The organism is Pseudomonas bijieensis (assembly GCF_013347965.1).
GTDB lineage: Bacteria > Pseudomonadota > Gammaproteobacteria > Pseudomonadales > Pseudomonadaceae > Aquipseudomonas > Aquipseudomonas bijieensis.
The window spans coordinates 5,404,006-5,430,116 of sequence record NZ_CP048810.1; the positions used below are offsets into that span (position 1 = coordinate 5,404,006).

20 protein-coding genes are annotated in these 26,111 nt (G+C 61.9%); 17 read left to right on the plus strand and 3 right to left on the minus strand.

Annotated elements, in window-relative coordinates; genetic code table 11:
* Positions 1-223 precede the first annotated feature (223 nt).
* From mraZ to GN234_RS23965, 17 genes are all read left to right on the plus strand, one after another.
* Positions 224-679, plus strand: a complete 456-nt coding sequence (mraZ, locus tag GN234_RS23885) for a division/cell wall cluster transcriptional repressor MraZ (protein WP_003205355.1) — start codon at positions 224-226, stop codon at positions 677-679.
* Positions 676-1,623, plus strand: coding sequence for a 16S rRNA (cytosine(1402)-N(4))-methyltransferase RsmH (rsmH, locus tag GN234_RS23890; protein WP_162893864.1), 948 nt, complete (start codon positions 676-678; stop codon positions 1,621-1,623). Before mraZ ends, rsmH begins: the two co-directional genes overlap by 4 nt.
* Positions 1,620-1,913 carry a cell division protein FtsL gene (gene ftsL / locus GN234_RS23895; RefSeq protein ID WP_003178214.1) on the plus strand — a complete coding sequence of 98 codons (294 nt, stop codon included), beginning with the start codon at positions 1,620-1,622 and terminating at the stop codon, positions 1,911-1,913. Before rsmH ends, ftsL begins: the two co-directional genes overlap by 4 nt.
* On the plus strand, positions 1,913-3,652 hold the full coding sequence (locus tag GN234_RS23900; RefSeq protein ID WP_162893922.1) for a peptidoglycan D,D-transpeptidase FtsI family protein: 1,740 nt from the start codon (positions 1,913-1,915) through the stop codon (positions 3,650-3,652). Before ftsL ends, GN234_RS23900 begins: the two co-directional genes overlap by 1 nt.
* Positions 3,652-5,115 carry a UDP-N-acetylmuramoyl-L-alanyl-D-glutamate--2,6-diaminopimelate ligase gene (locus GN234_RS23905; RefSeq protein WP_176689167.1) on the plus strand — a complete coding sequence of 488 codons (1,464 nt, stop codon included), beginning with the start codon at positions 3,652-3,654 and terminating at the stop codon, positions 5,113-5,115. Before GN234_RS23900 ends, GN234_RS23905 begins: the two co-directional genes overlap by 1 nt.
* Positions 5,108-6,475, plus strand: a complete 1,368-nt coding sequence (locus GN234_RS23910; RefSeq protein WP_163856821.1) for a UDP-N-acetylmuramoyl-tripeptide--D-alanyl-D-alanine ligase — start codon at positions 5,108-5,110, stop codon at positions 6,473-6,475. Before GN234_RS23905 ends, GN234_RS23910 begins: the two co-directional genes overlap by 8 nt.
* Positions 6,475-7,557, plus strand: a complete 1,083-nt coding sequence (mraY, locus tag GN234_RS23915) for a phospho-N-acetylmuramoyl-pentapeptide-transferase (protein WP_109754813.1) — start codon at positions 6,475-6,477, stop codon at positions 7,555-7,557. The genes GN234_RS23910 and mraY overlap by 1 nt, the downstream gene beginning before the upstream one ends.
* A gap of 5 nt (positions 7,558-7,562) precedes the next feature.
* The gene (gene murD, locus GN234_RS23920) at positions 7,563-8,909 is read left to right on the plus strand and encodes a UDP-N-acetylmuramoyl-L-alanine--D-glutamate ligase (protein ID WP_109754812.1); all 1,347 of its coding nucleotides are present in this window, start codon (positions 7,563-7,565) and stop codon (positions 8,907-8,909) included.
* The gene (ftsW, locus tag GN234_RS23925) at positions 8,906-10,123 is read left to right on the plus strand and encodes a putative lipid II flippase FtsW (RefSeq protein WP_109754811.1); all 1,218 of its coding nucleotides are present in this window, start codon (positions 8,906-8,908) and stop codon (positions 10,121-10,123) included. Before murD ends, ftsW begins: the two co-directional genes overlap by 4 nt.
* The gene (murG, locus tag GN234_RS23930) at positions 10,113-11,183 is read left to right on the plus strand and encodes an undecaprenyldiphospho-muramoylpentapeptide beta-N-acetylglucosaminyltransferase (protein WP_109754810.1); all 1,071 of its coding nucleotides are present in this window, start codon (positions 10,113-10,115) and stop codon (positions 11,181-11,183) included. Before ftsW ends, murG begins: the two co-directional genes overlap by 11 nt.
* Positions 11,176-12,636 carry a UDP-N-acetylmuramate--L-alanine ligase gene (gene murC / locus GN234_RS23935; protein WP_109754809.1) on the plus strand — a complete coding sequence of 487 codons (1,461 nt, stop codon included), beginning with the start codon at positions 11,176-11,178 and terminating at the stop codon, positions 12,634-12,636. Before murG ends, murC begins: the two co-directional genes overlap by 8 nt.
* Entirely contained in the window at positions 12,633-13,598 is a 966-nt protein-coding gene (locus GN234_RS23940; protein ID WP_109754808.1) for a D-alanine--D-alanine ligase, read from the plus strand. Before murC ends, GN234_RS23940 begins: the two co-directional genes overlap by 4 nt.
* Positions 13,599-13,601: 3 nt before the next feature.
* Positions 13,602-14,468 (plus strand): cell division protein FtsQ/DivIB, encoded by an 867-nt coding sequence (locus GN234_RS23945; protein ID WP_030139675.1) that lies wholly within the window; start codon positions 13,602-13,604, stop codon positions 14,466-14,468.
* Between the two features lie 14 nt (positions 14,469-14,482).
* A complete protein-coding gene (ftsA, locus tag GN234_RS23950) occupies positions 14,483-15,742 on the plus strand; it encodes a cell division protein FtsA (protein WP_003178237.1) in 1,260 nt (419 codons plus the stop codon).
* Between the two features lie 98 nt (positions 15,743-15,840).
* Positions 15,841-17,034, plus strand: a complete 1,194-nt coding sequence (gene ftsZ / locus GN234_RS23955) for a cell division protein FtsZ (protein WP_109754807.1) — start codon at positions 15,841-15,843, stop codon at positions 17,032-17,034.
* A gap of 112 nt (positions 17,035-17,146) precedes the next feature.
* Positions 17,147-18,058: a UDP-3-O-acyl-N-acetylglucosamine deacetylase gene (lpxC, locus tag GN234_RS23960; protein ID WP_030139673.1), complete on the plus strand. Its 912-nt coding sequence runs from the start codon at positions 17,147-17,149 to the stop codon at positions 18,056-18,058.
* Between the two features lie 200 nt (positions 18,059-18,258).
* The gene (locus tag GN234_RS23965; protein ID WP_176689168.1) at positions 18,259-22,302 is read left to right on the plus strand and encodes a dermonecrotic toxin domain-containing protein; all 4,044 of its coding nucleotides are present in this window, start codon (positions 18,259-18,261) and stop codon (positions 22,300-22,302) included.
* A 34-nt stretch (positions 22,303-22,336) separates the two neighbouring features.
* On the opposite strand, the gene GN234_RS23970 is transcribed toward GN234_RS23965, so the two are convergent.
* The 3 genes from GN234_RS23970 to GN234_RS23980 form a co-directional block, all read right to left on the minus strand.
* Positions 22,337-23,833 carry a sensor domain-containing diguanylate cyclase gene (locus GN234_RS23970; protein WP_109754805.1) on the minus strand — a complete coding sequence of 499 codons (1,497 nt, stop codon included), beginning with the start codon at positions 23,831-23,833 and terminating at the stop codon, positions 22,337-22,339.
* Positions 23,834-24,065: 232 nt separating this feature from the next.
* Entirely contained in the window at positions 24,066-25,433 is a 1,368-nt protein-coding gene (locus GN234_RS23975) for a heavy metal sensor histidine kinase (protein ID WP_109754803.1), read from the minus strand.
* The gene (locus tag GN234_RS23980; RefSeq protein WP_109754802.1) at positions 25,420-26,103 is read right to left on the minus strand and encodes a heavy metal response regulator transcription factor; all 684 of its coding nucleotides are present in this window, start codon (positions 26,101-26,103) and stop codon (positions 25,420-25,422) included. Before GN234_RS23980 ends, GN234_RS23975 begins: the two co-directional genes overlap by 14 nt.
* Between the last annotated feature and the right edge of the window lie 8 nt (positions 26,104-26,111).

Below are 26,111 nucleotides of genomic sequence, written 5' to 3' on the forward strand. Positions count from 1 at the left end.
CGCGCAGCCTCCTGTGCTTCCTCGGGTTGAGGCGAAATTTCCTACGTCAGATTCTTGTTACCCCTCCTGAAACGCTCCTAAATCTCCGATCTATAAGGCTTTTCCTTCAATCCGCGCCTTGACGGTGCGGTGGGCGCATTCCTATAGTGTGCGCAAGTGGCGGAAAGTGGCATGAAGTGGGTTTTTTTGAAGGTAAAACGCCAAAAAGTGGAGAAACGCTGACGTGTTTCGCGGAGCTAACGCTATCAGTCTCGATGCAAAAGGCCGTCTCGCCATGCCGAGCCGGTATCGTGACGAGCTCGTTTCGCGAAGTTCCGGGCAGTTAATCGTCACGATCGACGCTGTTGATCCATGTTTGTGTGTTTACCCTCTGGATGAGTGGGAAATCATCGAAACCAAACTGCGCGCACTGCCTTCGCTGCGTGAAGAAAACCGTCGCCTGCAACGCTTGCTGATTGGTAATGCCGTCGACCTCGAGCTCGATGGCAGCGGTCGTTTCCTGGTGCCGCCGCGCCTGCGCGAATACGCCAAGTTGGACAAGCGCGCGATGCTGGTGGGCCAACTGAACAAGTTCCAGCTGTGGGACGAAGATGCCTGGAATGCGGTTTCTGCCGCCGACCTCGCTGCTATTCAACAACCGGGCGCCATGCCTGATGAACTGCGTGATTTGATCCTGTGACTATTGATAGCGGCTTTAACCACATCACCGTACTGCTTGACGAAGCCGTCGAGGCTCTCGCCGTACGTCCTGATGGCTGCTATCTGGACGGCACGTTCGGACGTGGCGGGCACAGCCGGTTGATTCTCAGCAAGCTGGGGCCGGGCGGCCGGTTGCTTGGATTCGACAAGGATCCTCAAGCGATTGCCACCGGGCAAGCGCTGGCGGCCGAAGACGGCCGCTTTGTCGTTGTGCAGCGCAGCTTTGCCGAGTTGGGTTCGGAAGTCGCCGAGCGTGGCCTGGCCGGCAAGGTCAGTGGCGTGCTGCTCGACCTGGGCGTGTCTTCGCCACAACTGGATGACCCGGAGCGCGGCTTCAGTTTCCTCAATGATGGCCCGCTGGATATGCGCATGGACCCGTCCCGTGGCATCAGCGCTGCCGAATTTGTCAACACTGCCCCGGTGGAAGAAATCGCCCGTGTCTTCAAGGAATACGGTGAGGAGCGTTTCTCCGGCCGTATGGCCCGTGCCGTGGTCGAGCGTCGCGACATCAAGCCTTTCGAGCGCACCGGCGATCTGGCCGAAGTACTGAAAGTCGCCAACCCGGCCTGGGAGAAGGGCAAGAACCCGGCGACCCGTGCTTTCCAGGGCTTGCGTATCCACGTCAATAACGAGCTGGGCGATCTGGAAGTCGGTCTCGAAGCGGCGCTTGAGGCACTGGAGATCGGCGGTCGGCTGGTAGTGATCAGCTTCCATTCCCTGGAAGACCGCATCGTCAAGCTGTTCATGCGCAAACTCACCAAGGGCGAAGCCGATAACCTGCCGCGCAACCTGCCGGTGCGTTTCGAAGCCTTCGTGCCGAAAATCAAGATCCATGGCAAAGCGCAGTTCGCTTCCGAAGCCGAGCTCAAGGCCAACCCACGCGCCCGTAGCGCCGTCATGCGTGTCGCGGAGAAGTTGCGGTGAGCAAGCTCTTCGCCAAGCCCCTGCCCGGCGGCAGCTTTTTCATGCTGCTGCTGTTTATCGGCGTGCTCGTGTCGGCCATCGCCGTGTCCTATAGCGCGCACTGGAACCGGCAGTTGCTCAATACCCTCTACAACGAACTGAGCGTGCGCGATAAAGCGCAGGCCGAGTGGGGCCGGTTGATCCTGGAGCAGAGCACCTGGACCGCCCATAGCCGCATCGAAGTATTGGCCACCGAACAACTGAAAATGCGCATTCCCGGCGCCGCCGAAGTGCAGATGGTGGCGCCATGATGAAACTCGAAGGGGCGCTGTTCCCGTGGCGGTTTCGTCTGGTTTTGGGCCTGCTCGGGATCATGGTGGCGGCGATTTCGTGGCGCATCATCGACCTGCAGGTCGTCGACCGTGATTTCCTCAAGGGGCAGGGCGATGCCCGCAGCGTGCGGCACATTCCGATCCCGGCTCACCGTGGCCTGATCACCGACCGCAATGGCGAACCCCTGGCCGTGAGCACCCCGGTGACCACCCTGTGGGCCAACGCCAAGGAAATGCAACTGGCCAAGGAAAAATGGCCGGCACTGGCCGCCGCTCTCGGGCAGGATCCCAAGGCCCTGGCCGAGCGCCTCGAAGCCCAGGCCAACAAGGAATTCATCTATCTGGTGCGCGGGTTGACCCCCGAGCAGGGCCAGAGCGTGCTCGACCTTAAAGTGCCGGGCGTCTACGGCATCGAAGAGTTCCGGCGTTTCTACCCGGCCGGTGAAGTCACGGCCCACATGGTCGGGTTCACCGACATCGATGATCGAGGTCGGGAAGGTGTCGAACTGGCCTATGACGAATGGCTCGCCGGGGTCGCCGGCAAGCGCCAGGTCATCAAGGACCGGCGCGGACGGCTGATCAAGGATGTCCAGGTTACAAAAAACGCCAAGGCCGGAAAGCCCTTGGCGTTGTCCATTGACCTGCGCCTGCAATACCTGGCCAACCGTGAACTGCGCAATGCCATCGTAGAGAACGGTGCCAAGGCCGGCAGCCTGGTGATCATGGATGTGAAGACCGGCGAGATCCTGGCCATGGTCAACCAGCCGACCTACAACCCGAACAACCGCCGCAACCTGCAACCTGCGATGATGCGCAACCGCGCAATGATCGACGTGTTCGAGCCGGGCTCGACCATGAAAGCCGTGTCCATGGCTGCAGCCCTGGAAACCGGGCGCTGGAAACCGAGCGACACCGTCGAGGTGTATCCGGGCACCTTGCAGATCGGCAAGTACACTATTCGTGACGTGTCCAAGACCGAAGGCCCGGTGCTCGACCTGACCGGCATTCTGATCAATTCCAGTAACGTCGGCATGAGCAAGATCGCCTTCGATATCGGCGGCGAGACGATTTATCGCCTGGCCCAGAAGATCGGCCTCGGCCAGGACACCGGCCTGGGCTTCCCGGGCGAGCGTGTCGGCAACCTGCCGAACTACCGCGACTGGCGCAAGGCTGAAACGGCCACCCTGTCCTACGGCTACGGTGTTTCCGTGACGGCGATCCAACTGGTCCACGCATTTTCCGCGCTGGCCAACAATGGCCGTATCGCTCCGCTGACGCTGATCAAAACCGACAAGGCACCGCAGACCACCCAGGTGATCCCGGAGAACGTCGCCAAGACCATGCAGGGCATGCTGCAACAGGTGATCGAGGCGCCACGCGGCGTCTACCGCGCCCAAGTGCCGGCTTATCATGTGGCAGGTAAATCGGGTACCGCGCGCAAGACCTCCGTGGGCACCAAAGGCTACGCCGAGAACTCCTACCGTTCGCTGTTTGCCGGTTTCGGCCCGATGAGCGACCCGCGCTACGCCATCGTCGTGGTCATTGATGAACCGAGCAAGGCGGGCTACTTCGGTGGCCTGGTTTCGGCACCGGTGTTCAGCAAAGTGATGTCCGGCACCCTGCGCCTGATGAACATTACCCCGGATAACCTGCCGCCGACCCAGCAGGCCAACACCGCACCGGTCGTTCCCTTGAAAGCCGAAGGAGGGCGCGGCTGATGTCCCTGAGCCTGAACAAGATTTTTGCCCATGCCGGTCACGATCTGTTGATTCGCGAGCTGGCCCTGGATAGCCGCAATGTACGTGCCGGAGACCTGTTCCTGGCGGTGCCGGGCGCGCGTTTCGATGGTCGCGCCCACATCGCCGATGCCCTCAAGCGCGGTGCGGCGGCCGTGGCTTATGAAGTGCAAGGCGCGACCGTGCTGCCGATCACTGACGTTCCGCTGATTCCAGTCAAGGGCCTGGCGGCACAGCTGTCGGACATCGCCGGGCGTTTCTATGGCGACCCGAGCCGTCACCTGAACCTGATTGGCGTGACCGGTACCAACGGCAAGACCAGCGTTACCCAACTGGTGGCCCAGGCCCTGGATCTGCTCGGCCAGCATTGCGGCATTGTCGGGACCCTGGGCAACGGTTTCCATGGCGCACTGGAAAGTGGCCTGCACACCACGCCGAACCCGATTGCCGTGCAAGCGACCCTGGCGGACTTGAAGAAGGCCGGTGCCAAGGCCATTGCGATGGAAGTCTCATCCCATGGTCTGGACCAGGGCCGTGTGACCGCGCTGGCATTCGATGTCGCGGTGTTGACCAACCTGTCCCGGGATCACCTGGATTACCACGGCACCATGCAGGCCTACGGCGAAGCCAAGGCCAAGCTGTTCGCCTGGAATGATTTGAAATGCCGGGTCATCAACCTCGATGACGAGTTCGGTCGGCAATTGGCTGCCGAAAAGCGCGAGTCCCGGTTGATTACCTACAGCCTGGAAGATGCCAGCGCCTACCTTTATGTACGCCAGGCGCAGTTCACTGACGAAGGTGTTCGCGCCACGCTGGTCACGCCCCAAGGCGAGCATCATCTGCGCAGCACCTTGCTGGGTCGCTTCAACCTGAGCAACGTATTGGCCGCCATCGGCGCCTTGCTCGGCCTGGACTACGCGTTGGACGAAATCCTCAAGGTCTTGCCGAAGCTCGAAGGCCCGGCCGGTCGCATGCAACGCTTGGGTGGCGGAACGCAACCGCTGGTGGTGGTCGACTACGCCCATACCCCCGATGCCCTGGAAAAAGTCTTGATGGCCCTGCGGCCTCACGCCAAAGGCAAGTTGCTGTGCCTGTTTGGCTGCGGCGGCGATCGTGATCGCGGCAAGCGCCCGTTGATGGCCGAGGTGGTCGAGCGGCTGGCCGACGGTGTGTTGGTCACCGATGACAATCCACGTACCGAAGACCCACTGCGGATTTTCGACGACATCCGTGCCGGCTTCTCGGCGGTGGATAAAGTCACCTTCGTGGCCGGTCGCGGCCAGGCCATCGCCCAGTTGATTGCCAGCGCTTCGGCGGACGACGTCATCGTCCTGGCCGGCAAGGGCCACGAGGACTATCAGGAAATCAACGGCGAACGCCATGCTTTCTCCGATCTGGTGGAAGCCGATCACGCCCTGACCGCATGGGAGGTGGCCCATGCTTAAGGCCCTGAAACTCAGCGAACTGACCAACGCCCTGAATGGGCGCCTGCTTGCTGCGGACGCTTCCTTCGATGGCGTCAGCATCGACAGTCGCGCCATCGCCCCGGGACAACTGTTTGTCGCCCTGGCCGGGCCGCGCTTCGATGGTCACGATTACTTGAACGAGGTCGCGGGCAAAGGTGCGGTCGCGGCGTTGGTCGAGCGGGAAGTGACCAACAGCACGTTGCCGCAGTTGTTGGTCAACGACACCCGCCAGGCCCTGGGCCAGCTCGGTGCGCTGAACCGCGCGGCGTTTGGCAATCCGGTCGCGGCCATCACCGGCTCCAGCGGCAAGACCACGGTCAAGGAAATGCTTGCCAGCATTCTGCGCACCCGCGGTCCGGTGCTGGCGACCCGTGGCAACCTGAACAACGACCTCGGCGTGCCGCTGACCCTGCTGGAACTGGCGCCGGAGCATAGCGCAGCGGTCATTGAACTGGGGGCTTCGCGGCTCGGCGAGATTGCCTACACCGTGGCCATGACCAAGCCCCATGTGGCGGTACTCAACAACGCCGGGACCGCCCATGTCGGCGAGTTCGGCGGCCCGGAAAAAATCGTCGAGGCCAAGGGCGAGATCATCGAAGGGCTGGATGCCGATGGCGTCGCCGTGCTGAATCTCGACGACAAGGCCTTTGAAATCTGGAAGACCCGGGCGGGTGAGCGCAAGGTGTTGACCTTCGCCCTGAGCAACCTCGCCGCGAATTTCTACGCCAGCGACCTGGACCGCGATGCCCGTGGCTGCCCGGCCTTCAACCTGCACAGCCCCGATGGCGCCGAGCGGGTCCAGTTGAATCTGCTCGGCACCCATAACGTGGCCAATGCCCTGGCCGCCGCCGCCGCCGCTCATGCCCTGGGCGTGTCGCTGCCAGGCATCGTCGCCGGGCTGAACGCCGTACAGCCGGTCAAGGGACGCTCCGTCGCGCAACTGGCCAGCAACGGCATGCGCGTGATCGACGACACCTACAACGCCAACCCGACGTCCATGTGCGCGGCGGTGGATATCCTTGCTGGTTTCTCCGGCCGTACCGTGCTGGTGCTGGGGGATATCGGCGAACTGGGCGAGTGGGCGCAACAGGGCCATCACGATGTCGGTGCCTATGCGCGCGGCAAAGTCGATGCGCTGTATGCCGTCGGCCCGATGATGGTCCACGCGGTCGCGGCGTTTGGCGAACACGCACAGCATTTCACCACTCAGGCCGAGCTGATCCAGGCCCTGGGCGCCGAGCAAGACCCGAACACCACCTTATTGATCAAGGGCTCACGCAGTGCAGCGATGGAAAACGTCGTCGCGGCGCTGTGCGGCACCCGTATGGAGAAACATTAATGCTGCTGCTGCTAGCGGAGTACCTGCAACAGTTCCACAAAGGCTTCGCGGTCTTCCAGTACCTGACCCTGCGCGGGATCCTGGGTGTGCTGACCGCGCTGTCGTTGTCGCTGTTCCTGGGCCCGTGGATGATCCGCACCCTGCAGAACCTGCAAATCGGCCAGTCGGTGCGTAACGACGGCCCGCAGTCGCACCTGTCCAAATCCGGCACCCCGACCATGGGCGGCGCGCTGATCCTGTCGTCCATTGGCATCAGTACCGTGCTCTGGGCCGACCTGGCGAACCGTTACGTCTGGGTCGTGCTGTTGGTGACCCTGCTGTTCGGCGCCATCGGTTGGGTCGACGACTATCGCAAGGTCATCGAGAAGAACTCCCGTGGCCTGCCAAGCCGCTGGAAATACTTCTGGCAGTCGGTGTTCGGCCTCGGCGCGGCGATCTTCCTTTATATGACCGCCGCCTCGCCGGTGGAAACCACCCTGATCCTGCCGATGCTCAAGGATTACAGCATCCCGCTGGGCGCCGGTTTCGTCGTGTTGACCTACCTGGTGATCGTCGGTTCGAGCAACGCGGTCAACCTCACCGACGGCCTCGATGGCCTGGCGATCATGCCGACGGTGATGGTCGGCGGTGCGCTGGGGATCTTCTGCTACCTGTCGGGTAACGTGAAGTTCGCCGAATACCTGCTGATCCCTTATGTACCGGGGGCGGGCGAGCTGATCGTGTTCTGCGGTGCGCTGATCGGTGCCGGCCTGGGCTTCCTGTGGTTCAACACCTACCCGGCGCAAGTCTTCATGGGCGACGTCGGCGCGTTGGCGCTGGGCGCGGCCCTGGGCACCATCGCGGTCATCGTTCGCCAGGAAATCGTCCTGTTCATCATGGGCGGTGTGTTCGTGATGGAGACCCTGTCAGTCGTCATTCAGGTTGCTTCCTTTAAATTGACCGGCCGCCGCGTATTCCGCATGGCGCCGATCCACCACCACTTTGAACTTAAGGGCTGGCCCGAGCCGCGTGTGATCGTCCGTTTCTGGATCATCACCGTGATCCTGGTGCTGATCGGCCTTGCCACCCTGAAGCTGAGGTAGAACGAGTGTCCCTGATCGCTTCTGACCACTTCCGCATCGTTGTCGGCCTCGGCAAGAGCGGCATGTCCCTGGTTCGCTTCCTGGCGAACCGGGGTGTGTCGTTTGCCGTGGCCGATACGCGGGAGAATCCGCCTGAGCTGGCCACGCTGCGCCGTGACTATCCCCAGGTGGACGTGCGTTGTGGCGAGCTGGATGTCGAATTCCTGTGCCGCGCCGATGAGCTCTACGTGAGCCCCGGCCTGGCCCTGGCGACTCCGGCCCTGCAGGCGGCGGCTGCCCGTGGCGTGAAACTGTCCGGCGACATCGAGCTGTTCGCGCGTAACGCCAAGGCGCCGATCGTCGCCATCAGCGGTTCCAATGCCAAGAGCACCGTCACCACCCTGGTGGGCGAGATGGCCGCGGCAGCTGGCAAGCGTGTCGCCGTGGGCGGCAACCTCGGTACCCCGGCACTGGACCTGCTCAGTGACGACGTCGAGCTGTACGTGATGGAGCTGTCGAGCTTCCAGCTGGAAACCACTGACCATCTGGGTGCCGAAGTGGCGACCGTGCTCAACATCAGCGAAGACCACATGGACCGCTACAGCGGCCTGCCGGCTTATCACCTGGCCAAGCACCGGATCTTCCGTGGCGCCCGGCAGGTGGTGTTCAACCGCCAGGACGCCCTGACCCGTCCGTTGCTGGGCGAGGGCCTGCCGTGCTGGTCCTTTGGCCTGGGCGTTCCGGATTTCAAAGGCTTCGGGCTGCGCGAAGAGAATGGCGAGAAGTACCTGGCCTTCGAATTCCAGAACCTGATGCCGGTGCGCGAGCTGAAGATTCGCGGCGCCCACAATCAGGCCAATGCCCTGGCGGCCCTGGCCTTGGGACATGCGGTCGGTCTGCCGTTCGACGCCATGCTCTCGGCGCTGCGTACTTTTGCCGGTCTCGAACATCGTTGCCAGTGGGTGCGCGACCTCGATGGCGTGGCCTGGTACAACGATTCCAAGGCCACTAACGTGGGCGCCGCGCTGGCGGCCATCGAAGGGTTGGGCGCGGACATCGAAGGCAAACTGGTGCTGATCGCCGGTGGCGACGGCAAGGGTGCCGACTTCAAGGATCTGCGCGATCCGGTGGCGGCCAACTGCCGTGCCGTGGTGCTGATGGGCCGCGACCGCGAGTTGATCGCCCAGGCGCTTGGCGATGCCGTGCCGCTGGTGCGCGTCGCTTCGCTGGATGAAGCGGTGCAACAGTGCCGCGCCCTCGCGCAACCGGGCGACGCGGTCCTGTTGTCGCCGGCCTGCGCCAGTTTCGACATGTTCAAGAACTACGAAGAGCGCGGGCAGTTGTTCGCCCGGGCGGCGGAGGACTTGGCATGAGCCTGATGAACATCATCAAGCCGTACCCGTCGCCATTGATCACCGGGCGTGGCATCGACCTGGATTTCCCGATGCTCGCCGGTTGCCTGGCATTGCTGGGCCTGGGCCTGGTGATGATCACGTCCGCATCGTCCGAAGTGGCCGCGGTGCAGTCGGGCAATACGCTTTACCACATGATCCGCCACCTGATTTACCTGGTGATCGGCTTGGGCGCGTGCATCGTCACCATGATGGTGCCGATCGCCACCTGGCAGCGCCTGGGCTGGATGATGCTGCTCGGTGCCTTCGGCCTGTTGGTGATGGTGCTGTTGCCGGGGATCGGCCGCGAGGTCAACGGTTCGATGCGCTGGATCGGCTTCAGCTTCTTCAACGTTCAGCCTTCGGAGATCGCCAAGGTCTTCGTGGTGATCTACCTGGCCGGTTACCTGGTGCGTCGCCAGAAGGAAGTACGCGAGAGCTGGATGGGGTTCTTCAAGCCGTTCATCGTGTTGCTGCCGATGGCGGGCCTGCTGCTGATGGAGCCGGACTTCGGCGCCACGGTGGTGATGATGGGCGCGGCGGCGGCGATGCTGTTTTTGGGTGGCGTCGGGCTGTTCCGTTTCACCCTGATGGTGGCGCTGGCGGTGGCGGCAGTGACCGTGCTGGTCCAGGCGCAACCGTATCGGATGGCGCGTTTGATCACCTTTACCGACCCGTGGGCCGACCAGTTCGGTTCCGGCTATCAATTGACCCAGGCGCTGATCGCCTTCGGTCGTGGCGAATGGCTGGGCGTGGGCTTGGGCAACAGCGTGCAAAAGCAGTTCTACCTGCCCGAAGCGCACACCGACTTCGTGTTCTCGGTGCTGGCCGAAGAGCTGGGTGTCGTGGGCTCGCTGTGCACCGTGGCGCTGTTCGTGTTCGTCTGCGTGCGCGGTATGTACATCGGCTTGTGGGCCGAGAAGGCCAAGCAGTTTTTTGCCGCGTACGTGGCGTATGGCTTGTCGTTCCTGTGGATCGGCCAATTCCTGATCAACATTGGCGTGAACGTCGGCCTGTTGCCGACCAAGGGCCTGACGTTGCCGTTCCTCAGTTATGGCGGCAGCTCCCTGGTGATCTGCTGCGCCTGTCTCGGCTTGTTGTTGCGTATCGAATGGGAGAGTCGAACCCATTTGGGCAGCGAAGAGATGGAATTCCAGGAGAGCGACTTCGCCGAGGAGCCGACTCATGGGCGCTAACGTGCTGATCATGGCGGGCGGTACCGGCGGGCATGTCTTCCCGGCGCTGGCCTGTGCCCGGGAGTTCCAGGCGCGCGGCTATACCGTGCACTGGCTGGGCACGCCACGGGGGATCGAGAACGAACTGGTGCCAGGTGCCGGCCTCGAACTGCACCGGATCGACGCCAGTGGCCTGCGCGGCAAAGGCAAGCTGTCGTTGCTCAAGGCACCGCTGATGCTGCTCAAGTCGATCTGGCAGGCGCGGGCGATCATCCGTCGGTTGCGGCCCGTGTGCGTGGTCGGGTTCGGTGGTTATGTGACCGGTCCTGGCGGTGTCGCGGCGAAATTGGCCGGTGTGCCGGTGATCGTTCACGAACAAAACGCCGTGGCCGGTACCGCCAATCGGTTACTGGTGCCGTTGGCCGCCCGGGTCTGTGAAGCCTTTCCCGACACCTTTACCCTGTCGGGCAGCCGCCGTACCACCGGTAATCCGGTGCGTACCGAGCTGTTTTTCGATACACCGCGTCCGGCCCTGGCTGGACGCAAGGCGCGTTTGCTGGTCCTGGGCGGAAGCCTGGGGGCAGAACCGTTGAACAAATTGCTGCCTGAAGCCCTGTCGCAGGTCGCCCCCGAACTGCGTCCGGAAGTGTTTCACCAGGCCGGCAAGAACCACGATGAAGTGACCGCAGAGCGCTACCGCGCTGCCGGCGTCGAGGCGCAGGTGCAGCCTTTCATCAAAGACATGGCCCAAGCCTATGGCTGGGCCGACCTGGTGGTCTGCCGCGCAGGCGCGTTGACCATCAGTGAACTGGCTGCCGCCGGTCTGCCCTCGATGCTGGTGCCTTTGCCCCACGCGATCGACGATCACCAGACCCGTAACGCCGATTATTTGGCCCGTGAAGGCGCTGCCTTCCTGATGCCGCAAAGAACGACTGGCGCCGCGGATCTTGCCGCCCGCCTGACAGAGGTTTTGATGCAGCCGCAACGACTTGAAGAGATGGCCCGCGCCGCACGCCGCCTGGCCAAACCCGATGCCACGGCCCAAGTGGTCGATACCTGCCTGGAGGTGGCCCATGGTTGAGAATCGCAAAGCCATGCCACAACCGGAAATGCGCCGTATCCGCCGCATCCACTTCGTCGGAATCGGCGGCGTGGGCATGTGCGGGATCGCCGAAGTGCTGTTGAACCTGGGCTATGAAGTCTCCGGTTCCGACCTGAAAGCGTCCCCGGTGACCGAGCGTCTGGAATCCTTCGGCGCGCAGATCTTTATCGGCCACCGTGCCGAGAACGCCGCCAATGCCGACGTGCTGGTGGTTTCCAGTGCCGTGAACACCTCCAACCCGGAAGTCGCCACCGCCCTGGAACGCCGCATTCCGGTGGTGCCACGGGCCGAGATGCTCGCCGAGCTGATGCGTTATCGCCACGGCATCGCCGTCGCCGGTACCCACGGCAAGACCACCACCACCAGTCTGATCGCTTCGGTGTTCGCCGCCGGTGGCCTGGACCCGACGTTCGTGATCGGTGGGCGGCTGAATGCCGCGGGCACCAATGCCCAGTTGGGCACCAGCCGCTACCTGATCGCGGAAGCCGACGAGAGCGACGCGAGCTTCCTGCACCTGCAACCGCTGGTGGCCGTGGTGACCAACATCGACGCCGACCACATGGCGACCTACGACGGTGACTTCAACAAGCTGAAGAAAACCTTCGTCGAGTTCCTGCACAACCTGCCGTTCTACGGTTTGGCGGTGGTGTGCCTGGACGACCCGGTGGTGCGCGAAATCCTGCCGCTGATCAAGCGTCCGACCGTGACCTACGGTTTTGGTGAAGAGGCCGACGTACGCGCCATCAATGTGCGCCAGCAGGGCATGCAGACGTTCTTCACCGTGCTGCGCCCTGATCGCGAGCCGCTGGATGTGTCGGTGAACATGCCCGGCAACCACAACGTGCTCAACGCCTTGGCCACCATCTGCATCGCCACCGACGAAGGCGTCAGCGATGAAGCCATCGTCCAGGGGCTGTCCGGCTTCCAGGGCGTGGGCCGGCGTTTCCAGGTCTACGGCGAACTGCCGGTGGACGGCGGCAACGTGATGCTGGTGGACGACTACGGCCATCACCCGACCGAAGTCGCCGCGGTGATCAAGGCCGTACGCGGTGGCTGGCCGGAGCGCCGCCTGGTGATGGTCTACCAGCCGCACCGCTACAGCCGCACCCGCGACCTGTATGACGATTTCGTCCAGGTACTGGCCGACGCCAACGTGCTGCTGTTGATGGAAGTCTACCCGGCCGGTGAAGAGCCAATCCCGGGTGCCGACAGCCGCCAGCTGTGCCACAGCATTCGCCAGCGCGGTCAGTTGGACCCGATCTACATCGAACGCGGCGTGGACCTCGCGCCGCTGGTCAAGCCGCTGCTGCGCGCCGGCGACATCCTGCTGTGCCAGGGTGCCGGCGATATCGGTGGCCTGGCCCCGAAACTGTTGAACAGTCCGTTATTCGCCGGGGCCATCGTGGCTTCCAGCGCGGGGAAACTGAAATGACTGCTGCCTACGCTAACCTGGTCTCGACCCTCGATCCGAAAGCCTTCGGTCGCGTGGCCGTGCTGTTCGGTGGCAAGAGCGCCGAGCGCGAGGTGTCCCTCAAGTCCGGCAACGCCGTGCTGCAAGCCTTGCAAAGTGCTGGTGTCGACGCATTCGGCATCGATGTGGGCGACGATTTCCTGCAGCGCCTGCTGAACGAAAAGATCGACCGTGCGTTCATCATCCTGCATGGTCGCGGTGGCGAAGACGGCAGCATGCAAGGCCTGCTCGAATGCCTGGGCATTCCCTACACCGGTAGCGGCATCCTGGCTTCCGCCCTGGCGATGGACAAACTGCGTACCAAGCAGGTCTGGCACAGCCTCGGCATTCCGACGCCGCGTCACGCCGTGCTGGCGTCCGAGGCCGATTGTATTTCGGCGGCCACGGAACTGGGCTTCCCTTTGATCGTCAAACCGGCCCATGAAGGTTCAAGTATCGGCATGGCGAAAGTGAATTCGCTGCCTGAGTTGACCGCGGCATGGAAAGACGCCAGTTCCTACGATTCGCAAGTGTTGGTCGAACAATGGATCACCGGTCCCGAGTTCACCATCGCCACCCTGCGTGACCAGGTGTTGCCCCCGATTGCGCTGGGCACCCCGCACACGTTCTACGACTACGACGCCAAGTACGTCGCCAACGATACCCAGTACCGCATTCCCTGCGGGCTGGACGCCGCCAAGGAAAAAGAACTGATGGACCTCACGGCCAAGGCCTGTGAGGCGCTGGGTATTGCCGGCTGGGGCCGGGCAGACGTGATGCAGGACGCCGATGGGCAGTTCTGGTTCCTGGAAGTCAACACCGCTCCCGGCATGACCGATCACAGCCTGGTACCGATGGCGGCCCGGGCCGCTGGCCTGGATTTCCAGCAACTGGTGCTGTCGATCCTGGCCGCCAGTGTCGGCCAACAAGAGCCAAGAGGTTAAGCCATGCAAGGCGCATCGCTTCGTCATCAGCCATCCGCACCCGGTCGCAAGCCGGTGCCGCGGGGTGCCAGCCGAATGGTGGCCAAGGAGCCGATGTCGGCGCGTCTGCCGAAAGCCAACTTTGGCTTTCTCAAGAGCCTGTTCTGGCCGGTGCTGCTGGTGGCGTTGGGGTTCGGTACTTATGAAGGCGCCCAACGGCTGTTGCCTTACGCCGACCGGCCGATTGCCCGGATCAACGTCCAGGGCGACCTGAGCTACATCAGCCAGCAGGCGGTGCAGCAGCGGATCGCCCCGTTCGTGGCCTCGAGCTTCTTCACCATCGACCTGGCGGGCATGCGCACGGAGCTGGAGCAGATGCCCTGGATCGCCCACGCCGAAGTCCGCCGGGTATGGCCCGACCAGGTGTCGATCCGTCTGGAAGAGCAACTGCCGGTGGCCCGATGGGGCGACGAGTCGTTGTTGAACAACCAGGGCCAGGCGTTTACGCCGCGGGAACTGGCCAACTATGAACATTTGCCACAACTGTTCGGCCCACAGCGGGCCCAGCAGCAAGTGATGCAGCAGTACCAGGTGTTGAGTCAGATGTTGCGGCCACTGGGCTTCTCCATCGCGCGCCTGGAATTGCGTGAGCGCGGCAGCTGGTTCCTGACCACTGGCGCGGGCAGCTCGGGGCCGGGCATCGAGCTGTTGCTCGGTCGCGGCAACCTGGTGGAAAAGATGCGCCGCTTCATTGCCATCTATGACAAGACGCTCAAAGAACAGATTACGAACATTGCGCGCATCGATCTGCGCTACGCCAACGGCCTGGCTGTTGGCTGGCGGGAACCTGTAGCGCCGACGACGGCCGTACCCGCCGTCGCGAAGAATTAAGAAGAGGCAGGACCATGGCAAACGTGCAAAGCGGGAAAATGATCGTCGGTCTGGATATCGGCACTTCCAAGGTGGTGGCGCTGGTAGGCGAAGTCGCGGACGACGGCACGCTGGTCATCGTCGGGATCGGTACACACCCGTCCCGCGGCTTGAAAAAAGGCGTGGTGGTGAACATCGAGTCCACCGTGCAATCGATCCAGCGCGCCATCGAAGAGGCGCAGTTGATGGCCGGTTGCCGGATCCACTCGGCGTTCGTCGGCGTGGCAGGCAATCACATCCGCAGCCTGAACTCCCACGGCATCGTGGCGATCCGTGATCGCGAAGTCAGCTCCGCCGACCTTGAGCGCGTGCTCGACGCGGCCCAGGCCGTGGCGATCCCGGCCGACCAGCGTGTGTTGCACACCCTGCCGCAGGATTACGTGATCGATAACCAGGAAGGCGTGCGCGAGCCCTTGGGCATGTCTGGCGTTCGCCTGGAAGCCAAGGTCCACGTGGTGACCTGTGCGGTGAACGCTGCGCAGAACATCGAGAAATGTGTGCGCCGCTGCGGCCTGGAAATCGACGACATCATCCTCGAGCAACTGGCTTCGGCCTACTCGGTGCTGACCGACGACGAGAAAGAGCTGGGCGTGTGCCTGGTGGACATCGGCGGCGGCACCACCGACATCGCGATCTTCACCGAAGGCGCCATCCGTCATACGGCGGTGATCCCGATTGCCGGCGACCAGGTGACCAACGACATCGCGATGGCGTTGCGCACCCCGACCCAGTACGCCGAGGAAATCAAGATCCGCTACGCCTGCGCCCTGGCGAAACTCGCTGGTGCCGGTGAAACCATCAAGGTGCCAAGCGTCGGCGACCGCCCACCGCGCGAACTGTCGCGCCAGGCCCTGGCCGAAGTGGTCGAGCCGCGTTACGACGAGCTGTTCACGCTGATCCAGGCCGAATTGCGCCGCAGCGGCTACGAAGACCTGATCCCGGCCGGCATCGTCCTGACCGGCGGTACCTCGAAGATGGAAGGCGCGGTCGAACTGGCCGAAGAGATCTTCCACATGCCGGTGCGCCTGGGCGTGCCCCATGGCGTCAAGGGCCTGGATGACGTGGTTCGCAATCCGATCTATTCCACCGGCGTGGGCCTGTTGATGTACGGCCTGCAGAAGCAGTCCGACGGGATTTCCTTCTCGGGCATCGGCAGCCGTGACAGCTACAGCAACGACGAGCCGAAGGCACCGCTGTTCGAGCGGCTCCAGGCTTGGGTCAAAGGCAACTTTTAAACAGTTTCAAAGCTTCAAGCGACAAGTTTCAGGCTTGGCGCTGGAAGACGCGGCAAACGCAGTAGGCGAAAAAACTAGAGAATGAAAGGAGAGGGAAAATGTTCGAACTCGTAGACAACATCCCCGCTAGCCCGGTTATCAAAGTAATCGGTGTCGGCGGTGGCGGCGGCAACGCTGTCAACCACATGGTCAAGAGCAACATCGAAGGCGTCGAATTCATTTGCGCCAACACCGATGCTCAAGCGCTGAAAAACATCGGCGCGCGGACCATCCTGCAACTGGGTACCGGCGTGACCAAGGGCCTGGGTGCCGGCGCGAATCCCGAGGTTGGCCGTCAGGCTGCCCTGGAAGACCGCGAGCGCATCGCTGAAGTCCTGGCCGGCACCAACATGGTGTTCATCACCACTGGCATGGGCGGCGGTACCGGTACCGGTGCTGCTCCGATCATTGCCGAAGTGGCCAAGGAAATGGGGATCCTCACCGTTGCGGTGGTGACCCGTCCGTTCCCGTTCGAAGGCCGCAAGCGCATGCAGATCGCCGACGAAGGCATCCGCGCGCTGAGCGAAAGCGTCGACTCGTTGATCACCATCCCCAACGAGAAGCTGCTGACCATCCTGGGTAAAGACGCAAGCCTCTTGTCGGCTTTCGCCAAGGCCGATGACGTACTGGCCGGTGCCGTTCGCGGTATCTCCGACATCATCAAGCGTCCAGGCATGATCAACGTCGACTTCGCCGACGTACGCACCGTGATGTCCGAAATGGGCATGGCGATGATGGGCACTGGCTGCGCCAGCGGTCCGAACCGTGCTCGTGAAGCCACCGAAGCGGCCATCCGCAACCCGCTGCTCGAAGATGTGAACCTGCAGGGCGCTCGTGGCATCCTGGTGAACATCACTGCCGGTCCCGACCTGTCCCTGGGCGAGTACTCCGACGTGGGTAGTATCATCGAGGCGTTCGCTTCCGACCACGCGATGGTCAAGGTCGGCACCGTGATCGATCCTGACATGCGTGACGAGCTGCACGTGACTGTAGTTGCCACCGGTCTGGGCGCGAAAATCGAGAAGCCGATGAAGGTGATCGACAACACCGTTCAAACCACCATGGCCTCCCAGCCACAGCAACAAGCGGCCGCTCGTCAGGAACAACCGGCTGTGAACTACCGTGACCTGGACCGTCCGACCGTCATGCGCAACCAGGCCCAGGCCGGTGCTGCGACTGCCGCGAAGATGAATCCGCAAGACGATCTGGATTACCTGGACATCCCGGCATTCCTGCGTCGTCAGGCCGATTGATGAAATGTATCAGGGGGATACGGGTGATTGGTGTTCAGCAAAGGTCTGGTCTGCTATCATCGCCAGCCTTTGTTGATACCAGTTCGCAATTTGCGCTGAAGCGGCCCATGCCATGATTAAACAACGCACCCTGAAGAATATTATCCGTGCCACAGGTGTCGGCTTGCACTCCGGCGAGAAGGTCTATCTGACCCTCAAGCCCGCGCCTGTCGATACCGGCATCGTGTTTTGTCGTGCCGACCTCGACCCTGTGGTGCAGATTCCTGCTCGCGCGGAAAACGTTGGTGAAACCACTATGTCGACCACGTTGGTCAACGGTGACACCAAAGTGGACACGGTGGAGCATTTGCTCTCGGCCATGGCTGGCCTGGGCATCGATAACGCCTACGTCGAGCTCTCCGCGTCCGAAGTCCCGATCATGGATGGCAGTGCCGGACCCTTCGTATTCCTGATTCAATCGGCTGGCCTGGAAGAGCAGGACGCGGCCAAGAAGTTCATCCGCATCCTGCGGGAAGTGACAGTGGAAGACGGCGACAAGCGCGCCACTTTCGTCCCTTTCGAAGGTTTCAAGGTGAGCTTCGAGATCGATTTCGATCACCCGGTTTTCCGTGACCGCACCCAAAGTGCAAGCGTGGATTTTTCCAGCACTTCGTTCGTAAAAGAAGTCAGCCGCGCCCGTACCTTTGGTTTCATGAGTGACATCGAGTACCTGCGCAAGCACAACCTCGCACTCGGCGGCAGTGTTGAAAACGCGATCGTGGTCGATTCCGATGGTGTACTGAACGAAGACGGCCTTCGTTATGAAGACGAATTCGTCAAGCACAAGATCCTCGATGCAATCGGCGACCTCTACCTGCTGGGCAATAGCCTGATTGGTGAGTTCAAGGGCTTCAAGTCCGGCCACGCACTGAACAACCAGCTGCTGCGCAAGTTGATTGAGCAGAAAGATGCTTGGGAAGTCGTGACGTTTGAAGATGCCAGTACCGCACCAATCTCTTACATGCGCCCTGTAGCGGCTGTGTAAGCAAAAAAACCTCTCTAGTTTTTTAAGGGCTGCCTTTGGGTGGCCTTTTTTTATGGCTGTTTCTTGGGTAAGCATCGTGCTGGGCGAGAACGCTTTCTGTGGCAAGGGGAGTGATACCGCCACGTGCGGTATATATGTACCACCCTGTCCCAGTATTCCTTCACTACGTTGTTCCTTCCAAACCCCCTCAGGAAGAGAACATGCTGGAGAATATCCCCTTACACACCGCTATCGCCCTGCTGTTAAGCCGACTCCATGCTTCGCAGCAGCAGATGATCCACTTGAACGACGCCGTTCCACGCGCCTCGAAGGTGGCGGCGCGGCATCTGGACTATTGGTTCACGAGAACCTTCCCCGCGCTCACGGACAAGGTGACGGTAAAAGAAATACGCGTGTGCCGGCTGCAGGGCGGCGCCAACTCCGAGCACACAGCCGATGGGCCAGCGTTAACACGCACGGCAGTGGAAACCGTCCCCCTCGACACGCTGTTCTGGCGCGCGGTCGCCGGCCAAATGAGTGCTCGCGAGTTCTTTCTCGAATTGGGCAACATCGACATCGTCGTCGAAAAAGACAGCGTCACCGATCGGCCGACCGTCCTGAACAGCCGTGACGCCAAGGAGCAAATCAAGCGACTGATCGGCATCACCCCAGGGTCATATGAACGACTGTTGGTGCGGGCGCTGGATGACTTCTGGGACCGCCCGCCCGACCGCAGCCAGGACACCCCTGTCAGCGATTGGCTGGCCTATGAGTTCGGTGCGCAGCTCAAGGCACAAGCGGATCTTCACCGGCTGGATCGAACGCTGAGCCTGCCAATGCACAAGGCGATTACCGAGGGTGCGCTGGCGGCACTGGACGCGGCGACTCGCGCCTGGCTCGAGGAACGTGTTCGGCCCGGGGTGTATAGCCTGAGTATCACCCCCGAAGGGTGGGGGGGCGACGTGTTGGTGTCGGGCGTCGTGGTACTGACGCAGCATGACAGTCTCGACGACCCGGGGGGCGCGCTGTTGTACAGGCCGGGCAGGCCGCTGGAGGTGTACAGCGACCTGGCGGCGCTGAAGACTAGCCTGAAAGCTGACAATGACGCGTCGGACGAGGTGGACATCGTCCCCATCGCCGAGGACTTTCTTGCCCGTTTGGTCACGGACCTGCGAACGGCGCAGAAAACAGCCGTGAGCGACGCTTTACTTAGAGGCCCGGCAGCGGGAGAGACCATCACTGCCTGGGTGGCGAGGCTGGATGCCGCGGCGAGCGTCAAGCACAGGCTGGACCTGGCCGCCGCCATGGACGAACGCGAACTACGGCTTAACCTGCAAAGACTCGGCGCCTGGCTGCACGGCAACCCGAACGTTATCGGCAGCGACCGCGTGGCCTGGTGGCGCGCGGTGCAGGATCTGCAAAGCGCCACGGCGGATACACCGCCACCAGACCCGGTGACGCTGGCCACCCCTGAAGCCCTTCACGACCGGACCCGCACACTGCTGGCTGGTTTCATCAGCGAGAAATACCCACCGGTCGATCCGGACGATGTGTCGCTGAATATCAGAAGGCAGTTGATTGACTCACACGCCCCCACAGGCGGGTCGCCGTTTGGCTCCGGGATATCGCAAGGCAGCGTGAGGGGGGTTATCGATGATCGGCGCTCCATGACGCAGTGGGCGATGTCGAACCTGACAGATGACGAACGCAATGCGCCTCAACCTACCGTCGAAGGGCCGCTGAGTTTTGCGCAGATTGTAGAGGTCATTGAGAGGGCCAATATCGGTGCCCGGCTTGCGACCGAGCTGCAGCTCGCAGCCCGGGAGCGCCAGGCAGAATGGATGTCTCTGAAAGCGAAGCAAATGCGGGCCCAAGCATGGGCCGCCCATATCTCGGGCGACTTGAGGCACGACCGCGACAATACCGGGCTGAAACTGGTGCTGGAGGCGCTGGACAACCCAACGGCCGCGGGGCGCGGTAAGGTCAACGGGCACGAAGTGGTCGTTCGTCAGTTGTGCTGGGGCGATAGCGTGTTGAAGGAAGTACTGGCGTTTGGGGTGAAGACGGTGGCGAGCCGACCCTCGCTGACGCTGTACACGCCGGGAGCGCCGGACGGAAAAAACTTCAGGGATGTCGATGCGCAAAACGCTCGTGCATTGGAAACGACCCTGGCGCAGACGCTCACCGCCACCTCGGAAATGACCCGCTGGCTCATTTCGCATCTGCCATTGCAGGAGCAGGCCGAGCAGCTTGACAGCCTGGTACCGAACTCGGAAAACCTGACGTTCGAGCAGAAGATAAAGCAAGTCACCCAGTCCGTGATCGGGTGGGCAAAGGACAGGGCACAGAATGATTTCGCGATGAAAATTTCGTCGCCCGTGGTTGAAGCGAATCTGTTCAGCGTGCTGCATGAAACGCAAATAGCCCATGCGATTAAAACGGCGGACATGCTGACCGTGACGAATGCCGAGCGCGACAGCGCGTCGGTGCGGGAGGGGCGCCGAAACGGCGTCATGCTGCTGACGGGGGCGATGTCGATGTTCCCGGTAGGTCAACTGGGCGGCATTTTGGGGCGCGCGATCCTGCCGACAATGCTGGGCGGCGCCGCGCTTTCGGCCATAGACGATGCGAGCGGAAGCCTCCGTCAGTGGACGAGTGATTTTATTGGTGGGCTGGGCGAGATCATCGCCGAGGCCGGGCAGGACTTGATCATGGCCCGCGTGGGGCGCCGGGGCCAGGCACGCCCGATGCTATCGTCCTTGCCCCGCATGCCCGATCCAGAGTTGGAGCCCTTTGTTCTCAGAGGGTTTGACGGTAAGGGATTGGTGCCCGAGGGGCGCAACCGGTACAGGGACGCCGGCGGGCAGGGGTATCTGGTGATGCACCAGGGTTTTTACAAAACAGCTGTGCAGGGCGGTGAGCGGATCATTTACGCGCCAGACAACCGATCCAACCAGCGCACGGTGACGTGGGAAAAGGGCGAATGGCGGGTTGAAGAGCGCCAGCGCTTGCGCGGTGGTGGCGCGGTACAAAGCCTGCTCGGTTGGCCCTCCGAGACCCCGCAACAGAGAACCTACAATGCTTTAGTGGAGGGGGTATTGGTCAAGAATCGCAACGCCTCCCCCGAGGCCATCAACACGGCAAAGGGCATTTTTAATTCGATGCCCGAGGTGCTGGCCGAACGCATCCTTAGCGAGAGCATGGCGGATACAGGCGCAGCCGATATAAGTACTTACCGTTCACAGATCCGAGACTTGAGTCGGGGATGGGGCAATATGGCTAGACATAAAGCCGCCCATGGAAAGCTGTTGGACAAGATGAACACTTGGGGCATCGTCGTCCTGAGTTGCATGGACATCGAAGCACAGGTGTCCAACATAGCCCTTACCGACGTCCAGAAAATAAAAATATATGACACGATACTGGCTCATCAAAACATGTTCTTTACCCAAGACACCATCCGGATGAACACGACTATCATCACGGACAATCTTACCGGCGCGGTCTTCATGGCCATCACCCCCAAGACTGGGAAAAAAAGGGCAGCCATCGATAAAATAGCGAAAGACACCCGGGAAATGTTAGTGGCCGTAGAGCGTAAAATGGAGGCCAGGGCAACCGCTCTATTCCCGGGAAATGAGCCGCAAGCAATAGCCGCCAAGCGCAACTACATGGCCTCGACCGACTACTATAACGAACTGATCGATGCACTCAGGGAGGAGAAGCAACGCCGGCATAAACCCGGGCTGCTGACCGAGATAAGGAACCATCGAGTGCCTTACATAATCGCCAATCGGGGCAAGACGCGGCGAAACGTCATGTTGATCACCGAAGAAGAAATCACAAATTTTACGAGTACCCTCTCCAACTACGAACCGTTCGACATCGACCTTGTTACACAGGCCCGAACTCATCGCGTGACCGCGACCCAGCCAAGCGTCACAACCCCTGTTTTACCTGAGCCATCGCCCGCACCGGACAAGTTCACGGTAGGCACCAGCCTGCTGGCTGAAACGCAGATGGCATACGATAACTTTACCGAGACCGCCAGGACGAAAGTCATGGAGATCATGGACGACATTCGTGCCGGCAGGGTGACCACCAAGAGAATCAACAGGTATTACTGGTATGACATGGCTCGGCTAGACCCAGGCCATGGCAGAGGCGCATGGCGCGCCGCGTTTGAACGCCAGGGCGATACATGGACGCTCCAGGGTTTTTATGATTATCACGCGAACAAACCGGCGACCGTCTGGGGGGGCTGAACAAAGCGAAAGCTGGTGCTTACCTGATCAGGTTTTACATCGCACAAACTACGCGATTACGCCCACTGGCCTTGGCCTGGTACAACGCCTTGTCCGCGGCGAACAGGAGTTGTTCGAGTTCGCCATACGGCCCTTGGACCCAAGTGGCGATGCCGATGCTGACGGTCAGGGGCGCGCCACCGGCGATAGCCGGTGGCAGTTGTTCCACCGCCTCGCGGATGTGCTGGGCCATGGTGAACGCGCCGGCGGTGGTGGTTTCCGGCAGTACTACCGAGAATTCCTCACCGCCGTAGCGCGCTGCCAGGTCGGCCGGTCGGCGGACGTGCCTGCTGATCAACCGCGCGAGGGTTCGCAAGGCCTCGTCACCGCCCTGGTGCCCATGGCGATCATTGAACGCCTTGAAGTGATCGGCATCAATCATCATGACCGACAGCGGCTGGCCTGAGCGCTGTGCCCGTAGCCATTCCTGTTGCAGTGCTTCGTCCAGGGCCCGGCGGTTGGCCAGGCCTGTTAGCGAGTCGACGGACGCCAGTTGGGCCAATTCCCGCTCCGCAGCGTGGCGGCGTCGTAGTTCACGGCGCAGCAGCCAGGTGAGCCAGAGTAAACCGATGCACAGTGCGCCGGTAGCGCCGCTGACCAGCAGTGCTGTACGTTGCCATGAAGCAAAGACCTCCTGGGTCGAGAGCGCGACCACCACGATCAACGGCAAGTTGCCCACTTGGGAAAAGGTGTACAGGCGCGTCGTCTGGTCCTGGCCAGACACGCTGGTGAAACTACCATTGCCTTCGCGCAGGATGCGTACGAAGTTCGGTCGGTTACTGAAGTCCTTGCCTGTCAGGTCTTCGGCCAAGGGCGGTTCTTGCGCCAGGAGAATACCGTCTCGGCTGACCAGATTGACCGTGCCGCCATGACCGATGTTCAGGCTCTTGAACAATTGGTTGAAGTAGTTCAAGCGCATTGCTGCCTCGGCCACGCCTATGAACTCACCCTGTTCATCGCTCAGCCGACGGCTGAAACTGATGCGCCAGTCCTGCGCGTGGCTCCTGGACCGAAACGGGCGGCTGATCATCATGTCCAGGCTCGGGTTCTGGACATGGGATTGGAAATACTCCCGATCGGCATAATTGCCTTTGCGCGGTTCGATCGAGGCGGAGTCAGCGATCACATCGCCGTGTTTGTCGAGCAGCAGGATGTCGCCTTTGTAGGGCGCGGCGGTGGCGCGATCGAACAGCGCCAGATGGCGAATCGTTGGCGAAACGTCCTTCAGATCATCGCGCTTGGCGGCGGCGACCAGACCTTGCAGCGACAGATCGTAGAGCTCCACGTTGCGCAGCACATCGGCATCGATCAGTTGCACGATATTGGTCGCCGCACGCGTCGCTGCCTGTTGGGCGGCGGCGTGTTCACGAATCAGCAGGAAGGTCACGATGCCCAGAATGGCAACGACAACCAGCGAGCTGGCCAGTACGAGTACCCATTCTGAACGTCTGGAAAGCGGGGTGTTGCCGGGTGTCGCACTGCGCGCGCTCATGGTTCCGATGTCTGCATTGTCATGTGGCTGGGATCCGTCCCAAAGGATTGCAAACCGGCAATGAACCAGATGCTGGCCTTTTGCTGATTGTGCTTGGATCGGTGGAGGCGGGCAATCAGTGTTTGTGCAATAAGCCGGTGGGAGCTGCCGAAGGTTGCGATCTGTTGATTTTGATCGAGCTGGCTTTCGCCCAGCATTCAATTCGGGAAAAGATCGAATCCTATGGAGGGCTTCAGGCCGGCAAGCGGATCCCGAACGTGTTGGCGCCCTGGTCGCTGTGCACGAACACATCCCCACCATGCATCAGTGCAATCGCCTTGACGATGGCCAATCCCAGCCCATGGTTGGCGCCGCTGTTGCTGCGCGAGGCGTCGACGCGATAGAACCGTTCGAACAGGCGCGGCAGGTGCTCGCCGGCAATCGGTTCGCCGGGGTTGGTGACGGCAAGGCAGATCTGGTCGCCAAGGGCTTCGATGCGCACGTCGATCACTTGCCCTGGCGCGGTGTGTTGTACGGCGTTGCTCAACAGGTTGATCAGTGCTCGACGCAGGTGGGCGATCTCGATGTTGGCCTGGGCGTCGCCGCTGACCCGGACCTGGACCTGGGCGTCTTCGAGAATGAAGTCCAGGTAGTCGAGGGTGGTCGCCACTTCGCCGGCCAGGGAGGTGCTGGTCAGCTTGGTGGCCTTGCTACCCTGGTCGGCGCTGGCCAGGAACAGCATGTCGTTGATGATCGAGCGCAGCCGTTCCAATTCTTCGAGGTTTGACTGCAACACTTCGAAGTAATGCTCGGCCGAGCGTCCGCGGGTCAGGGCTACTTGGGTCTGGCCGATCAGGTTGGTCAGGGGCGAGCGCAGTTCATGGGCGACGTCTGCGTTGAACGATTCCAGGCGCGAGTAAGCCTGTTCGACCCGGTCGAGGGTGGCGTTGAAGGAACTGACGAACTGGCTCAGCTCCGGCGGCAAGGGCGATAGCTGCAAGCGTCCGGACAGGCGGGGCGGGGCCAGGCGCCGAGCCTCATCGGACAGCTTGATCAGCGGCTTGAGGCCGATACGCGCGACCCAGTAGCCCAGCAATGAAGCCAGGATCACACCGACGATCGCCAGGCTCACCAGCGCCACCAACAGGCGATGCTGGGTCTGGTAGAAGGTCTCGGTGTCGATGCCGATCATGAAGCGTAGCGATGGGCGCAGGTCCTTGGCCGGGAATTGGCTCACCAGCACTTTCATCGGGTAGTGCCGGTGGGGCAACGTCAGGTCGCGTTTGCCCAGGGGGCCTTGGGCAAAGGTACGGATCTGCGCATCGGGATCGCCGTATTCAAAGCGCGGATCGTCACTGACGATCCAGAAATGGATGCGCTTGTCTTCTTCACCGAGCAATCGCAGCTTGTTGTTGATCTTCACCCAGTGTTCAGGCGTGCCGTAGCGGCCGACCGTGGACTCCAGGACGCTGTAGCGGGCATCGAGTTCGGCTTCGGGCAGCAGCCCCAGGCCCTTGGCGACCTGTTGGTACAAGGCACCCCCGATCAACAGGAACACCAACGCCGCCACCAGCGTGAACATGGCGCTCAGGCGCAGGGCGATGCTGTCAGGGAAGCTCATCACTGCGACTCTCCAGCACATAGCCCATGCCGCGGATGGTGTGCAGCAGTTTCTGCTCGAATGGCCCATCGAGCTTGGCCCGCAAGCGTTTGATCGCCACTTCCACCACGTTGGCATCACTGTCGAAGTTGATGTCCCAGACCATTTCGGCAATGGCGGTTTTCGACAGGATCTCGCCCTGGCGACGGGCCAGGACGCTGAGCAGGGAGAATTCCTTGGCCGTCAGGTCGAGGCGCTGGCCGGCACGGGTGGCCTTGCGGCTGATCAGGTCGATCCACAGGTCGGCGATGCTCACCTGCACCGGTTCATGACCACCGCTGCGGCGGGTCAGGGCTTGCAGGCGAGCGACCAGTTCCAGGAACGAGAAGGGCTTGCCCAGGTAATCATCGGCACCGTCGCGCAGCCCCTTGATGCGGTCCTCGACCCGTTCCCGGGCGGTGAGCATGATCACCGGTGTCTGCTTGCGGGCGCGCAAGGCCCGCAGTACGCCGAAGCCGTCCAGGCCCGGCAGCATCACGTCGAGCACGATCACCGCATAGTCGGTTTCCAGGGCCAGGTGCAGCCCCTCGATGCCGTCCGGCGCCACGTCCACGGTGTAGCCCTGTTCGGTCAGGCCGCGGTGCAGGTAGTCCGCGGTTTTTTCTTCGTCTTCGATAATCAGAACGCGCATGGCCCCGC

Bases quoted from the DNA above. Each gene is read 5' to 3' on its own strand.
- GN234_RS23900 (WP_162893922.1), top strand. From the start codon at position 1,913: ATGAAACTCGAAGGGGCGCTGTTCCCGTGGCGGTTTCGTCTGGTTTTG.
- GN234_RS23905 (WP_176689167.1), top strand. From the start codon at position 3,652: ATGTCCCTGAGCCTGAACAAGATTTTTGCCCATGCCGGTCACGATCTG.
- GN234_RS23910 (WP_163856821.1), top strand. From the start codon at position 5,108: ATGCTTAAGGCCCTGAAACTCAGCGAACTGACCAACGCCCTGAATGGG.
- mraY (WP_109754813.1), top strand. From the start codon at position 6,475: ATGCTGCTGCTGCTAGCGGAGTACCTGCAACAGTTCCACAAAGGCTTC.
- ftsW (WP_109754811.1), top strand. From the start codon at position 8,906: ATGAGCCTGATGAACATCATCAAGCCGTACCCGTCGCCATTGATCACC.
- murG (WP_109754810.1), top strand. From the start codon at position 10,113: ATGGGCGCTAACGTGCTGATCATGGCGGGCGGTACCGGCGGGCATGTC.
- murC (WP_109754809.1), top strand. From the start codon at position 11,176: ATGGTTGAGAATCGCAAAGCCATGCCACAACCGGAAATGCGCCGTATC.
- GN234_RS23940 (WP_109754808.1), top strand. From the start codon at position 12,633: ATGACTGCTGCCTACGCTAACCTGGTCTCGACCCTCGATCCGAAAGCC.
- GN234_RS23945 (WP_030139675.1), top strand. From the start codon at position 13,602: ATGCAAGGCGCATCGCTTCGTCATCAGCCATCCGCACCCGGTCGCAAG.
- ftsA (WP_003178237.1), top strand. From the start codon at position 14,483: ATGGCAAACGTGCAAAGCGGGAAAATGATCGTCGGTCTGGATATCGGC.
- ftsZ (WP_109754807.1), top strand. From the start codon at position 15,841: ATGTTCGAACTCGTAGACAACATCCCCGCTAGCCCGGTTATCAAAGTA.
- lpxC (WP_030139673.1), top strand. From the start codon at position 17,147: ATGATTAAACAACGCACCCTGAAGAATATTATCCGTGCCACAGGTGTC.
- GN234_RS23965 (WP_176689168.1), top strand. From the start codon at position 18,259: ATGCTGGAGAATATCCCCTTACACACCGCTATCGCCCTGCTGTTAAGC.
- GN234_RS23970 (WP_109754805.1), bottom strand. From the start codon at position 23,833: ATGAGCGCGCGCAGTGCGACACCCGGCAACACCCCGCTTTCCAGACGT.
- GN234_RS23975 (WP_109754803.1), bottom strand. From the start codon at position 25,433: ATGAGCTTCCCTGACAGCATCGCCCTGCGCCTGAGCGCCATGTTCACG.
- GN234_RS23980 (WP_109754802.1), bottom strand. From the start codon at position 26,103: ATGCGCGTTCTGATTATCGAAGACGAAGAAAAAACCGCGGACTACCTG.